Origin of the sequence: Mycoplasma amphoriforme A39 (assembly GCA_000723365.1) — a bacterium.
In the GTDB taxonomy this organism is placed as follows: domain Bacteria; phylum Bacillota_I; class Bacilli_A; order Mycoplasmatales; family Mycoplasmoidaceae; genus Mycoplasmoides; species Mycoplasmoides amphoriforme.
In genome coordinates this window covers 146366-162575 of sequence record HG937516.1, presented here as the reverse complement: position 1 = coordinate 162575, position 16210 = coordinate 146366, and the positions used below count along the sequence as shown (strand labels likewise).

The 16210-nt window shown below is 31.4% G+C and carries 8 protein-coding genes; 4 read left to right on the top strand and 4 right to left on the bottom strand.

What is annotated here, in order from left to right:
* Positions 1 to 22 precede the first annotated feature (22 nt).
* From ABDB96_RS00645 to ABDB96_RS00630, 4 genes are all read right to left on the bottom strand, one after another.
* A complete protein-coding gene (locus ABDB96_RS00645; RefSeq protein ID WP_343251590.1) occupies positions 23 to 1471 on the bottom strand; it encodes a DUF5378 family protein in 1449 nt (482 codons plus the stop codon).
* 195 nt (positions 1472 to 1666) lie between these two features.
* On the bottom strand, positions 1667 to 2560 hold the full coding sequence (locus ABDB96_RS00640; RefSeq protein WP_343251589.1) for a PQ-loop domain-containing transporter: 894 nt from the start codon (positions 2558 to 2560) through the stop codon (positions 1667 to 1669).
* A gap of 409 nt (positions 2561 to 2969) precedes the next feature.
* Complete coding sequence (locus ABDB96_RS00635; RefSeq protein ID WP_343251588.1) at positions 2970 to 3536, bottom strand: DNA-3-methyladenine glycosylase I; 567 nt, start codon at positions 3534 to 3536, stop codon at positions 2970 to 2972.
* A 172-nt stretch (positions 3537 to 3708) separates the two neighbouring features.
* Positions 3709 to 8145, bottom strand: a complete 4437-nt coding sequence (locus ABDB96_RS00630) for a midas domain-containing protein (RefSeq protein WP_343251587.1) — start codon at positions 8143 to 8145, stop codon at positions 3709 to 3711.
* A gap of 679 nt (positions 8146 to 8824) precedes the next feature.
* Between ABDB96_RS00630 and parE the strand changes: the two genes are divergently transcribed.
* From parE to ABDB96_RS00610, 4 genes are all read left to right on the top strand, one after another.
* Positions 8825 to 10723: a DNA topoisomerase IV subunit B gene (parE, locus tag ABDB96_RS00625; protein WP_343251586.1), complete on the top strand. Its 1899-nt coding sequence runs from the start codon at positions 8825 to 8827 to the stop codon at positions 10721 to 10723.
* Positions 10724 to 10726: 3 nt separating this feature from the next.
* Entirely contained in the window at positions 10727 to 13216 is a 2490-nt protein-coding gene (parC, locus tag ABDB96_RS00620) for a DNA topoisomerase IV subunit A (protein ID WP_343251585.1), read from the top strand.
* A 139-nt stretch (positions 13217 to 13355) separates the two neighbouring features.
* The gene (locus ABDB96_RS00615) at positions 13356 to 14501 is read left to right on the top strand and encodes a GTPase (RefSeq protein WP_343251584.1); all 1146 of its coding nucleotides are present in this window, start codon (positions 13356 to 13358) and stop codon (positions 14499 to 14501) included.
* Between the two features lies 1 nt (position 14502).
* Complete coding sequence (locus tag ABDB96_RS00610) at positions 14503 to 15594, top strand: nicotinate-nucleotide adenylyltransferase (RefSeq protein WP_343251583.1); 1092 nt, start codon at positions 14503 to 14505, stop codon at positions 15592 to 15594.
* The last annotated feature ends 616 nt before the right edge of the window (positions 15595 to 16210 follow it).

Here is a 16210-nt window from a genome sequence, read left to right as displayed (position 1 = left end):
TTATATTTAGTTAATAGAAGAATTACTTCAAAATAACTATTCTTTTTAGATGTTCTTTTGCAAATTTGTATGTTTGTTTAATGTCATTGAAATAACTATCACTAACATCATGAAGATTTTTTTTAAAAAAGTAGTAATGGATTAAGTTTTTAACAATAATGGCAATAGTTATGATGGTAGCAAAAACAAAAAACATTAACAACGTGTTGCCTGGGTATTCAATTAATGTATCTTTTAGTAAATCGCTATTGACAATACCATAACTTCCTGAAACTGATAAATCTAAAGAAGTAATTGCTGTTGTAAAATAGCGAATGTTAAAAATATTGGCGACAATTACAATTCAAATTAAATAACCACCCATGTAAAAATATGTGCTGGTCATGCTTACAAAACTATAACGTTGACTATAAACAAACCAGCATAAGCCTGTTATAAAAATGAAACTATGATACAAGTAAAACATTTGTTGATCATAAAAAATGAATTGTAAACTAATATGAATATTATGATCACTAGCAATGCCACCAAATAAAGTTACTATTCCACCTAGAAATGCTCACGGAGCAACAATGGTTGCATAATCTTTTTTTCGTGACAAAACTAATGTTGCGGGAAAGATTAATCCAAGCGATTGACATAGTGGGGTTAACAAAACATTACTGTATACAAATGAATGAACCCATAACTGCGTTTGTTGATCAATATATTTTTGATCAGAAACGATTGCATTGCTACTTCTTACAACCGTGAATTGTTCCTGGGCAAAACCATGGTATAAGTTCGTAAGATAATACGGACTATTAACCTCATACGCTTCAACATTTTGACCAAGGGGCAATAAATTTCAAAATGGTAATAGATTAAATGATGGTAAAAATAATAACCGGGTCGATCCGTTTTGGTTATTTAACCCGTTGTAAATTGAACTTTGTAAATTAAAAATGTAGTAATTGAAATTTGTTTGACTAGTTAAATAAGGCATCAATTTGTAAGTTTTGTTAATAATATTATTTAATTGAGCATTAAGGTCATTCGGATATCTAGCAATAATTGCATCATAATCATCTTTAAAAATTGCCTCATAACCACCAATGGATCCAGATGAAGTAATTTTATATGGATTTCAGACATATTGAATGCCACCATGACCAACGGCTTGTTGAACTGCTTGGTTATATTGGGTTAATAAAACAATACTAACTAAGAAATATGCAGCAAACCAATAAATTAAAAAACCCGAAGCAATTGTTGCTCAAACCATGTAATCGCTTTTTAGTAATCTAATTGATAGTTTGGAACCACTGATTAGATTGTAGATTCCAATTGGTTTAAACCAAGGTTTTGTTTTTTTCTTAACTTTTAAATATAAAATTGCTGATGCGCCAATAATCGCAATAACTAGAACCATGATTACTGCTAGCCAGCGACCAATTGGTTCAAGTTGCCCAACTGTCTTGAATCGTTGCATAAACATTCCCAGTTTAACTCACAAAAGATTAAATAATTTTACTATAAATCATTGTGAAGTTTGTAGTGGTTAATCCAAAAATTCTTTAATAAATTAATTTATTAGAAATCCTAAATAAGTTCATGATTTACCTTTTTATCCATTAAAAAATAACAATTAAATTTGGTATGTTTAAGATTGTGATTATTTTAAAAATTAAATTCAAATAATTTTTTTGCCCTTAATTTGTAATCTTCAAAAAATCATTTGGGTACTGGCAATAGTTAACCCCACAATTTGAAAGATTGTATTTAAAGCAAAGGTAATTAAACTATCATATAAATTAGTTATTAGTGCGTCATTTACAGGATTTTGATTTTTAGCATATGTTCATAGATTGTGATAGTAACCGACATTTAACAATCACGAAATAATTCATAAAGCGTTAAAAGTAACAAGGATTACTAAGAAAGTAAACGGTAAACGGTGAAGTTCTTTATTTTTAATTCCTTGAATTGTTTGTGGTAAAAATGATAACATTGAAATTACCGGCCCAACAATTGAGACAAATTGCCGAAAACTATTTAATTCGCTTGGATATTTATCGTTAACTACTAAACTATTACCTAGAACCCGAAAGATGTGGAGCATCATGAAAATAAAAGGAATAACTGTAAATAGACCAACAAGTCCATAGGATACTATTTTTTTAATTTTGATGTGGTGATTTTTAAATTCTGAATACTTAATAACTAGAACCATTTGGACGCCAAAAACAATCGCTGCAACAAACTCTGTATATATTAATTGGTCACTAATTAATAATAAGCCAAGCAAAGAAAAGAAAAGCAGCGAGGTGTAAAAGGCTCAGAAGGAAATTAGGGAAATTCCTTTTACATTTTTTGTTCTAATAATAAAAATTAATTGTGGTAAACCTACGAGAATGGTTAAAATTGCAGCAATTCAACCTAGAAATAAATAACTAACATTAATATCGTATAGTTGGTGGGCTTGTGGAATTGTTAAGTTTTTAATTCCACTAATATCTCTTTCAACCGTTAAACCGTCAAAATTAAGGTTTCGTCCGGCTAATAATTCTTTAGAATCCATGATTTTTTCCAAATTCAGTATTTTACTGATAACACCTGCAAATTGCAATCTTTGTATTGTAAAGATCATAACAAAAAATAACACTGATCGTTTATAAAATTTGAAATTAATTTATCCCTTAATTATTGTGATTTAGTTCGTAAGATGATGAATTTTTCACGGGGTTATTAAGTAAATAGACAAAAATATAAAATTACCTTTTTTATGGATGCTTTAGTTAATTTTTAAAAGGCTAATTTATAAAGGGTTTGATTTATTTTCGTTAGTTGATTATTTTAACTCAAGTGATTTTTTATTTAATTTATTAACCAGTTTAATATTTTGTTGCTATTTGACGATTAAAAAAGATAACATTCATAATAAACGCCAAAGACAGACTTGTACTACTCAAACACATCGATTTATAAATTTATTTGTTCGTATCAAACTTTTTCTTCTGGTAATTTCAATCACAATCCAATTCGTGGTGATCATATAAACCAACGGCTTGTAAATATGCGTAAACGGTCGTTGGTCCAATAAAAGAAAATCCAAACTGTTTCAGTGTTTTCGTTAAAGTTAATGCTTGTTGTTGGTCTTCGTGATGTAATTGAATTTTGTCTTTTTCCTTGCCATATATTAATTCAGATAATGTTAAATTATTGCTTGTCATTTCTAAATAAGCTTTCGCATTATTTACAATTGCTTGAATTTTTTGTTTGTGCCGAACAATATTTTTATTTTCTACCAGTTTATTAACATCTTCTTGAGTCATTGCACTAATTAATTTTGGTTCAAAATTGTAGAAGGCTAACCGGTAAGCATGATGTTTTTTCAAAATTAAATCAAAACTTAAACCTACTGCTTGTCCTTCCAAGCAAAGATATTCAAATAAAATGTTTTCTTCTTTTGGGCCTTTTCCCCAGAAATTATCGTGATGATCAATGTATTCTGGCGAACGGGCCCAATGGCAACGTTTTATTAATCTATTTTTCATAATTTTGTAAATTTAAAATTAGCACCGTATTCTAAAAAGAATACCTAGATGAGTGAAAATCTCAATAAACTCTTATTTAAAAATTAATATAAAAAATAGCTTTAAATGATCGAAGTAATTTTTTTAGTAAAAATTTCAATTGAAACCAATACTTATCTCAAATCTCCGACTTTTAATTAACGGAATGATATGGCGAATTAATTCTATGAACTAGCGTTTGTCTCGGTATTTGCACCGACAATCCTGGCTGGTAATATCTTGGTACTGTTCTTGTTTTAATCGCTAATGGTGAATCATCACGGCGATATTTTTTAATCATTATTAAAGGACGAATAGTGCGAATTGGCAAATTGTAATGAATTCCTTCACCATTGTAAGATAAAGATTCAATTTCTCTTGATGGATGATTATAATCTAAGGTTTTTGTGCGGTTGATATTTCGATATAAACCAAATCCAATTGGCGTCATTTTAGATGATGGTAGTCGTCTGCTATAAGGATAGCGCACCGTACTTAAAAACGATGATAAAGTGTAGTTATAACTTGGGCGTTTGGTGATCACATCTTGGATTGATGGTTGGCATTTAGTTTCTTCAAGATGACGATAAGACCGCGATATTTCTTGTGCTTTATGTGGGTAACGGTATGTTGTTGTGTATCTTTTGTTTGTAATTTCATCATTAAATGTTTTTAACGTGCGATGTCTGGATGGTCACTGTTCGTAAACTTTTGGTTCATCTTGCGGTTTATTAAATTTTGGTCGATAAGATTCATTGTAGTTTTTTCGCTCGTTAATTAATTGTTGTCTTTGATAACGATCACGCATTTCTTGCTCCTGTAATCATGCTCGTTCATATGAGTTTAAACGATTCATTGTTAATCGTGGTAATTGTGGTTCATTAGCATCAATTGGATTGGCAAAAGGAACCTTAATTATATTAGCAGTTTTTTGATCATAAGTAGGAGTTTGTGGTGAAGCATACGCTGCTTGCGGATATACTGCAACTTCTGGCTTTACTAAAATTTTTGGTTTAGTTATATTAATTTGAGGATCCACTTGTTTTTTGTTAGTGAAAATTCTTGATGCATTAAGTCGATATTCTAACTGATTGGCTCCTGTTTTTGCTTGTAAGGTTGGTTGTTTATGGGTAAAAATATCGTCTGCTTTGAGTGTTTTTGAATATTGTTTGACGCCTGATTTTTTTGTAAAAATATCAGTTGTTTTTAGTTCATTATGCTTAATTTGGTCGTTTTGGTTTAGATTAACATTTGTGTTCATAACACGACTAGTAGTTTCTTGCAAACTTCTTTGAGTCTTGAAACTTGGTTGTTCTAAGATGTTTTTTGTTAAAACGTTATTTTTTCGGTCAAAAATTGGCTCTTTTTCTTCAACAAGTTGCATTATTGACTCGTTTTCTTGCTTATTTTGGTCAACAGATTTATTCTTTTGCTCTTCGAGTTGAATATTATTTGCTAAAGGCTCTTTCGTTTGAGCATTTTCATTAAGTTGATCCTGACATTTTCTAATTTCTTTTTCAAGTTTTTCTAAACGGAATAGTTGATCATCAGGCACGTTTTGTTTTTCTTTTGGTCGAACATTTGGCTTAATTATAAATTCAACATTGTTTGTTGTTTCTTCAACTAAAGTATACAATTCATGATCTTTTGTTTGAACAAGCAACTCTTCTTGACGTTTTTGTTTGTCGTTTAACGGATTGAATGTATTGCTGGTTTGCTCTTTTTTAGGAGCACTAACAAATTTAACAGTTGGAACTGTAGTGTCTTCTATTTCGGAAAAAATTGATTTCTGAGTTATAGCGGATTGATGCTTTGTCTTGTTTGCAATACTTTCAGGCTTGTATTCAAAATTAGGGCTAAGTCGAATTGGTTCTGCAATGATAATTTCTTGCTCAACCATTGGTTCAGTTGTTGCTAGAGAACTATTATCAACATTAATTTGAGCAGATTTTTTTTCATCAATGAAACTATTTTCATACGTTGACTCTGATTTCATTGAAAAACCATTGTTGATACCACTTGCTAAGGAAGCGAATGGTGTAGATGGTTCGAACTCAGTTTTAAAAATAGGTTCATGATTAGGTGTTTCTTGATGTTGTGTTTGATTTAACTGGCTTGGTTCAGAAACAGATGAATAAGTATTATTAACCACTGTTTTTGGATTAGGTTCACTAATACTTATAGAATTGATCGAATCTGGTGCATAACTCGTATTTTTTGTTTCGAAATGATCATATGTGGGTATTTGTTCGGCAATTTTATTTGGTTGGTTACTAATATTATTTTCTTGTGCTGAAATTACCTCATCGTTAGTTTTAATTTCGTACAAATTATTCCCATTAGCATCTTGCTCGGATTGTGGTGAGTTAGGGTAATAGTAATATTGAGTTGAATCAGTATTTGCTTCTTCAGGAATTTGTTCAACTTGCTCGGAGGTTAAATTTTGATTGTTAGAAGAAGTGGGTTGTTCAATTTGTTGAGTAGCATTTAAATAATTATTTGTTTGACCTGCATGATTATCTAAAATTGTTCCATCAATATTTTGTTGACCTGCTTCTGCTGTTAAATTTTGATAATAATCTTGGGTGTAGTTGTCATAATAATTTTGGATAACTTGTTGATTTTCTTCGGCGTATCCTTGGCTTGCATCAGCATGAAGTTGTGGATCATCAGATTGCGTTTGGCCAAGATTGTCGGAATAATTTTCCGAATTATTGGCATACGAATTAGAAATTGCTTGACTGGTTTCTTGTTGAGTTTCATCTGATGTTATGCTCTGGTGATTTGTGGAATAGTCAGCATAATAATTTTGGGCAACTTGCTGATTTTCTTCGGTGTATCCTTGGTTTAAATCACCATAAGGGTTAGTTGATTGCTGATTTGAATCTGTATTGAATTGTCCTTCTGTTGATTGTGTTTGGTAAAGATTATCAGGATAATTATTAGAAGCATTCACATTTGTATCAGGAATTTCTTGTTGAGTTGCCACTGGTGCTACATTTTGATAATTTTGTGCAACTTGTTCGTTTTCACCAGTGTATCCTTGATTTGTATCACTAAAGGAATTATTTAGGTTTTGGTTTAAATCAGTATTAAATTGCGGATCTACAGATTGTGTTTCATGAAAATTGTCAGGATAATTTTCAGAATACGAATCTGGAATTACTTGATTAACTTCTTGTTGAACTGTCTCTGGTGTTGAATTTTGTGGACTATTGTTATAGTAATTTTGTGAAATTTGTTGGTTTTCATCAGGACGCACTGGATTGAAATTATCGTAATAATTTTGATTTGCTTCCTGGTTTAAATTGGCATCACTTTGTGAATCAACAGGTTGCGTTTGGTAATAATTATCGGGGTAATTTTTAGCAGCATCTAGATGCGAATCTGGATTTTGGCTAATGTTTTGTTGATCTGCTCCTGATATTAAATTTTGGTAATTTTGTTGATTACTAGCGTAATAATTTTGGGTAATTTCCTGATTTTCACCAGTGTACACTTGATTTGTATATGTGTAGTAATTTTGATCAGTTTCCTGGTTTAAATTGGCATCACTTTGTGAATCAACAGGTTGCGTCTGCTGAATACTATTAGGATAATTTTCAGAAGAATTTCCATGTGAATTTGCAATTGGCTGGCTAATGTCTTTCTGCTGAGCAGCATTAGGACCCAAATTTTGGTAATCTTGTGCATTGTTAGCAAAATAATCTTGAACAATTTGTTGGTTTTCAGCAGGGTATCCTTGACTTATATTATTATAGTAATTTTGTGATATTTGCTGGTTTTGATTGTGATCAACCTGTCCTGTATTGTATTCCTTATTTGCTGAATATTCATTTTGATACGGATAATTTTGTTGGTTGTAACTTTGTGGTTCAGATCCTAAACTTGAATAATCTTGCCCTTGATCAGGATAGTAGTTTGGTGCGATTATTTGTTGATCCTTATTATATTGATAAGCATTGGTTTCATCATAGTTACCTTCATTTTGAAACTGATCATAACTACCATTTTGTTGATCAAATTCCACTGCAATATTTTGTGGATTGTTTTGAAGTGCAAATTCATTATTTTCTAATTCTTGTTCTAATTGCTCTTGCAAATTGCTAGCAGTTTCCAGGATTTCTGTGTCTTGATGGTTTGCTTCATGACTTATTGATTGGGTTTGATTAACGCCACCAGTATTTTTTTGGGAAAATCTTGGTGGTAAAGGTTCTAAAACTGAACCATCTATTTGCCGGTAATTATTCGAATCAACAGGTTCGCCTGTTTCTGGATTAATGAATTGTTGCGTGTCGTGGTCGTATGCTAAAACAACTGTCGTCCCATTAGAATCAATTACTTCAAGACCAACAATCCGCGGTTTAAATTCAAATGGTTCGTCATTTTCATCCAAGAGATTAACCATTATTTTTTTTGGTAATGGCTTTAAATTCTTAATCGAAACAACTACTCCAGTTTGTTGGTTTTGAACCAATGTATAAAGTTTTAGAGATTTGCGATCATAGGCATAGTTAATGTCATAATTTGGAAATTTTCTTGCATTTACAGTTTTTAACTTATTAAGTTTTTTTTGAAGTTTGGGTAGCATAAAGGGTGTCTCCAAGACGAACCAACATGATAAATATAACTTGGTGTAATGTAAATTAATTTTATCAATTTTTAATTTATCCTAATGTTTTTTTGGCTCCAATTATTTATTATTCATTAGAATAAGTCTTACCTATAGTTACTTTTTAAAATTTGACTAAATTTCGGAATCTGAAATCTAAGCCTGTTATCAATATTTTAAAATTAATAATAAATATTTTAACGTGTTGCTACTTCGATATTTGCACCTAATCAGTTTTAATCATTAACCAGCTAGTTCTGTGATGATCTTTTAATAAAAATTTCTTTTCATAAGCAAAATGAATTTATTTTATGCAAAATGATTAAATATGACGATAAAAAATGTTTTTTTCATACAAAACAATATAAAATATTGAAGTTATTAAAATTTACATTAAATTTAATTGGATTGTGATTAATTTTGTTGCTGCAATGTTTTTAGTCTTGAAAATAAAGTGCGTATTTCATTTATTCGGTCGGCAAGATAATATGTATTCACAAAAAGCATTAAAAAGTAAATTTTAATTTTTATCAAACTCACAAAACAGTTGCACTGTCAAAAGTTATATTAATATTGTGTTTGATGGCAAGCGATCTTCTTCCAGGTATTGTGCGACTGAAATTTTTTCTCTTTATTGTAAAAGGAATATTTCTGATAAATGGCATACGACGAAAGTAGTATAAAAGTTTTAAAAGGGCTTGATCCAGTGCGTAAACGCCCTGGATTATACATTGGATCAACCGACACTAGAGGTTTGCACCACCTTGTGTGGGAAATTTTAGATAATGCAGTCGATGAAGTTTTAAACGGTTCAGCTACTGAAATTGATGTGGCCATGAAAAAAGATGGATCAATTTTAATCAAAGATAACGGTCGGGGCATTCCTTTAGGAACCAACCCCTCAACAGGTTTATCAACCATTGACACTGCTTATACGGTTTTACACGCTAGTGGAAAATTTGACGACCAAGCATATAAGGTTGCCGGTGGTCTTCACGGAGTCGGTGCATCGGTTGTTAACGCATTATGCTCATGAATGGCTGTTAAAGTGCAGCGCGAGGGGAAAGTTTACGAAGCCCTTTACAAAAATGGGGGCAACATTGTTAAAAAAGCTGCGGCAACCGGAACGACAAATCGAACCGGAACCACGGTCCATTTTATGCCAGATGCCACAATTTTTCGCTCAATAACCTTTAATGCTAACGTAATTAAAGAACGGTTACGCGAATCATCATTTTTATTTAAGGGTTTAAAAATTAATTTTTTTGATGAAAAAAATCCGAAAAACAACGTTATTTTTTTAGCCAAAAACGGGATTAAGGAGTACGTTGAATTTATTAATGAATCAAAAAAAACTTGCTCAAAAATTGCCTACTTTTCTGCAAATAAAGAGCAAATCGAAGTTGAAGCAGCCATGCAGTTCACCACAGATGAAAATGAATTATTTTTTTCTTTTGCTAATTCAATTAAAACCGGTGAAGGTGGTAGTCATGAAATTGGTTTTAAAACCGCTTTAACCGAAACGATTAACGATTATGCCAGAAAGTATAAAATCTTAAAAGATCGTGATAAAAGTTTTGAGGGTAGTGATATTCGTGAAGGTTTGACTGTGGTTTTATCTGTTAAAGTGCCCGAAGCCTTACTCGCTTATGAAGGACAAACTAAAAACAAATTATTTACCTTAGAAGCAAAAACCGCTGTTCAAAAAGTGATAAGCGAAGGTTTGTATTTTTTCTTAGAAGAAAATAAAGAAGATGCCAATAAGATTATTCAAAAAATTATTACCGCAAGAGATCAACGCCTTGCACTTCGCAAAGCACGCGAAAACATTCGTCAATTAAAAAATGCTAAATCAGAGAAGGTTTTATTTGGCAAACTAACCCCAGCACAAACGAAGATTGCTAGCGAAGCGGAAATTTTTTTGGTTGAAGGCGATTCGGCAGGCGGTACGGCAAAAACTGGCCGGGATCGTCGTTTTCAGGCAATCTTACCACTCCGTGGTAAGGTCATGAATGTCGAAAAAACGAAACTTCAAGAATTGTTAAAAAATGAAGAAATTGTTTCAATTATTTCCTGTCTAGGGACGGGAATTGGTGAAGATTTTAACTTAAAAAAACTTCGTTATCACAAAGTTATCATTATGACTGATGCCGATACAGATGGGGCCCATATTCAAATTTTACTTTTAACTTTTTTTTACCGATATATGCGCCCTTTAATTGAAAACGGAATGATCTATCTCGCGTTACCGCCGTTATACAAAATTAAGGCTTCCGATCAGAAAAAACAAGCGTACGCTTGGGATGAAGTTGAATTGGATGATTTGAAACAAACATATAAAAAGTATGAGATCCAGCGCTACAAAGGTCTTGGCGAGATGAATTCCGAACAATTGTGAGAAACCACAATGGACCCAAAAACGCGCCAATTAATTAAGGTTTCTTTAGAAAATGCTGTCGAGGCGGAACGGCGTGTTACTACTTTAATGAGTGAGGGTACAAACACTAGAAAAATTTGAATTAACGAAAATGTTGATTTTACTATGGAGAACGAATAACTTATGGCGAAGGAAGGCAACAAAAATCACCAAATTGATCGGGTTTGAAATCGCTCACTTGGCGAAATCATGGCAGAAAGTTTTGCCAAATATGCCAAATACATTATTCAAGATCGTGCCTTGCCTGACATTCGCGATGGGTTAAAACCCGTACAACGACGGATTTTGTATGGGATGAGCCGGTTAAATTTAACGCCAGATCGCCCTTTTAAAAAATCAGCGAGTACAGTTGGTGAAGTTATTGGTAAATATCACCCCCATGGTGATTTTTCCATATACGAAGCTTTAGTAAGAATGAGCCAGCCTTGAAAAAACAACATTTGCCTAGTTGATATGCAGGGAAATAACGGCTCAATTGATGGCGATCTTGCTGCTGCCATGCGATACACTGAAGCCAAATTATCACCTTTTGCTTATGAGATGTTAAACAATCTGGAAAAAGAAACCGTTAAGTTTGTTCCTAATTTTGATGATGCTGAAATTGAACCCACAGTTTTACCTAGTTTATTACCTAATTTATTGGTTAACGGTAGTTCAGGAATTGCAGCAGGATATGCAACCACGATTCCGCCCCATAATTTGGGCGAATTAATTGATGCAATTATCATGAAAATTGACTCACCAAACTGTCGTTTAGAATCATTGATGAAAGTGATTTTAGGACCTGATTTTCCCACAGGTGGAATTATTCATGATGACGGGGGAATTAAGGAAGCGTTTGCTACTGGTCGTGGCAAAATCGTTATCCGAGCTAAAATTGAACACGAAAATAACCACCATAAAAAACAATTGGTAGTTACAGAAATTCCGTTTGAAACTAACAAGGCGAACATTGTTCGCAGCATTGAAAGCATTATTGCTGAAAATAAAATTTCTTATCTAGAAGAAGTTCGCGACGAGTCAGACAAAAACGGCATTCGCATTGTCCTTGAGTATAAGGGTGATGAAAAAGCCGGAAATGCGATTGAAAAATATTTGTACAAGTCAACGCAATTACAAATCAACTTTCATATTAATTCGATTGTTATTAACCAACGTAAGCCAGTGCAAATGAGTTTAATTAATTATTTAGACAGTTACTTACAACATGCGATCGACATAATTGTTAAAAGAACAACTTTTGATTTAAAAAAGGCCAAACACCGCTTCGAAATCGTTTTAGGGTTAATTAAAGCAACATCGGTGATTGATGAAGTTGTTAAATTAATTCGTAGTGCTACTGACAAAGCCGATGCTAAAACAAAATTAATGAAAAATTTTGCATTATCAGAAATTCAAGCCGAAGCCATTGTTCAACTACGCCTTTACAAGTTAACTAATACTGATGTCAAAGCCCTTATTGACGAGTCAAAACAACTTGAACAAAATATTAATCAATTCGAAGTCTTGTTAAATAATGAAACTCATCGCAATAACCATTTAAAAACAATTCTGCGTGATTATAAGAAGAAATTTGCTACGCCACGACGGTCGCAAGTTGCTGGTGCGGCCGAAAAAATTGTCATTGAGGCTAATGATGTGATTGAAAATAAAAGCAATACAATTATTGTTACCAAAAATGGGTATTTAAAATTGTGTTCGCCTAAAAGTGTTACATTAGACAGTTTAAATGCGTTGAAATTAAAAGAAGGTGATTGCGTTGTAGCGATTCATTCAAGTAATTTATTAGACCGTTTAATATTGATTACAATTTATGGCAATATTCTTGTTTTACCAATTCATAAAATCAAAGAAACCCGCTTAAAAGAACAAGGCGTGCACGTTAATACGGTTACCACGTTACGCGATAATGAAAAAATTATTTATGCTCAAATTATTAAAAATAATGAAATGTTTGGTGACGAACAAACTTTATTTTTAGCCACCCAACAAGGGATGGTGAAACGAATATTTTTGAACCAACTTCTTAATTTTAAAACATTACGTCCTAGTGTTTGCATCTCGCTTAAAACTAACGATTTTTTAACTGATGTTAAACTGATAAATGACGCAAAAACCGAAATTTTATTAATTTCTAAAAACGGTCTTGGTTTGCGTTTTGCCGTTAATGAAGTAATCCCAATCGGGTTAAAAGGCATGGGCGTTAGGGGGATTAAATTACGGACTGATGACATGCTAATGGCTTGCATTGTGATTGCTAATAAGGATGATCTATTAACATTAGTAGCCAAACATGGTAACGCTAAACGGGTTCGAATTAATGAAATTGTTCCTTTAACCCGTTCGGCATTAGGTAAAACATTATTACAACAGATTAAGTCCAAACCATATGTATTAACACATGCATTAAATGCCAAAGTTAACCAGTCAGTTTTAGTTAGCGATGATTTTGGTAACCAAAAATTTATTAAACTTAGTAATATTCCAGTAATGGATTTAAACAGTCGTATGAGTGCGGTTTTTGAACAATCTACCAGTGGGCTAATTGTTGTTGATGATACAGTACTTAATAATGAAGTTAACAATTTATTTAGTAATGATAAAACATCATAAAACCTGATTAAGTTATCGTTACCAAAACAGTCCTTGGTTTCGTAATTAAATATTAATAATAAGACAAAAATAAGATGAAATTTTTATATTGTTAACAAAAAATTAGGATCTAAAAATTTCAATTTTATTTAGAGGGATAATGAAATCAGATCAATTAAAAAAAGTTAAAAAAAAGACGAATCAAAACATAAAAGTTAAGAAAAAATGTTTAGGATGTGGGATTTTTTTAACTTCAGATGCGAATACAGCCGGATATACACCAGTGCTTGAAAAAGCGAGTTTGTGTCAGCGCTGTTTTCAATTAAAACACTACCAAAAAACGACAGTTGACCCTGAGATTTCACGTCCTAATGTTCAACAAACTTTAAAAAATTTTCAGTTTGCTAAAAATGCCTTATTTTACGCATGCGATTTAACAATGTTACCTTATGTTGTTGATGAAATTAAACGGTTAAAAAATTTGACTAAAGTTTTTTATTTAATTATTACAAAAATCGACATGATGATTTCGACTAAAAATCTTCAACCAAAAGATGAACGTTTATTTGCTTATACTGCTTGTTTTCAGTTAGATTTAACCCCGGAGCAAATAATTTTTACTTCAGCCAAACTTAACCTAAATTATGTAAAGTTGCAGAATGCAATTTTTGCAGTTAGTAAGCAAAAATTAAAAATCTGTTTTGTAGGTTTAACTAATAGTGGTAAAAGTTCTTTAATTAATTGAATTTTAGATCGTGAAAAGATTGGTCAGCAACGGTTGACAACAAGTCCTTATCTAAACACTACCCAAGGATTTAAACAAATAAAAACCCGCAATTTTACTTTAATTGATGTGCCGGGCACTGAACATGAAAATTCATTTCAATTTTTAATGAATGATGACCAATTAAAAAAAATTGTTGCAAATAAGAAAAATCGTCCAAGAACTTATCAAATTAATGATGATCAATTATTCATTGCTGAAAATTTGTTTTGGTGTGAGGTTATTAAAAACGATGACAGTTGTGCTTCGGTTACTTTTTATTTGAGCCACCAATTAACCTTACATCGCACTTCATTAAAAAATAAAAATCGTTTTGAAAATAATCCAAAAACACTTTTTCCTATTTCTAATTTAATTTTTCAAGATAAATATAACCAGTATTTGTTTAATTCAAAGCAAAAGATCTTTTTTATTGTTTTATATGGCCTTGGAATCGTTGCTTTTAAGGGAATTAAGCAAGTAATTTGGAAATTGCCTGAAAAAATTATTGGTCCACATTTTGTTGAAGGAGCAAAGTTTTAACATGAAACATTCGCAAAAACCAGACAAAATTATTTTATATGGTGGTAGCTTTGATCCAATTCATGTGGGTCATATTAAGGCAGCACAAATGGCTATTGAAGCTGTTGGTGCCGATTTTTTATACTTTATTATTAGTCCGTTATCGTCATTTAAAAACCAAATCTATGCTTCAGCAAACCACCGGGCTAAGATGGTCCGTTTGGCAATTGAAAAATATCCCAAAATGCAACTTAGCCTAATCGAAGTTAAATCAAAAAATTTTCTTTTTTACCAAACTTTACAATTCTTTAAAAAAAAGCATCCTACTGCCCAACTTTTTAGTTTAATTGGATCAGACCATTTGCAAACATTTCACATGTGAAAGCATGCTGAATTAATTAGCGAAAATAGTCAAATTATCTATCTAGTTAGACCTGGTTTTGAATTAGAATATGCAGATAATATTAAGCGATTTAAAATGCAAAAAATTGGTGAAACTAATCTTGATATTAGTTCATCAACATTAAGAAAAAAATCTGACCTTCGCATGCTTGATTGAAAGGTTATTAAGTACATTAATGAAAATTGTGTGTATGTTGAAAAAAGAATTAAAAATTATTTGAGTGAAGGACGCTGACAACACTGTGTTAGAACTGCAAAATTTGCTAAAAAACTGGCAATATCTTGTGGTTATCATAATGTCAATGATGCTTATATTGCTGGTTTATTTCATGATTTAGCAAAAGAGTTTAGTTCACAAGAATTGTTACGTTATGCACAATTACTAAATATTAAAAAATATACTTCAATTGAAACACTGCATCCTTACGCCGCATATTACATTATGAAATATGATTATTTGTTTGAAAATAAAGAGATTTTAGATGCCGTTTATCGACATACTGAACCTATTCAAAAAGATCTAACGTTGTTAGATAAAATCATTTACCTAGCAGACAAACTCGAACCAGGCCGTAAAAAAACAAACAAAAACCAACTATTTGATATTTCAAAGATGCAAAAGTTAGCATTAAGTAATATTGATGAAGCATTTCATCAAGTTTATCAGGCTACCTTGAATTTTTATACGAAAAAACATAAAAATAATCCCTAAAAATATTTTTAACAAAAGTTTATTAAACTACCTTGAAAATGGCTTCTAAATCACAGTAACTTTTTAATTTCATTATCATTAATATGAATTTAATACAAACTAATTTGGCTTTTTTTCAATAATAAAAATTTTAATAAAGTTATTAAATAATAAGCCTAGTTTTTGTCTTTTTGATAGAACGATAGTGCATTTATAAAACCTTACTTCATATTTATTAATAAGGCTTTTCAATTGAGAACAAAGTTTGTAATTAAATGGTCGTAATCAATCGATGTCTAAATTGCGACTTTAGTTTTCAATTTGTTTTTAACGTGATTAATTTTTGGTTTTTTATAAATATTTCGATGAAATTGAGTTTTTTCCCTTGATCAAAAACTTATTTTTGTAGTTCAGCATAATTTTTCAGTTTTAATTATCAAAAATGCAAAGATCATGGTTGTTTTAGCTATCCAAACTCTGTGAATAGATTTTAAGAAATTTAACTATAAAAGATCGGATTTATGTTAAATACACGAATGACTTTGAAATAAAATCTTTGACAAAATGTTTTTAAATCCAACTTTGTTAAACATTTATTACATAAATTTGTTTTTATTTAAAGTTTCATGTCCAATAA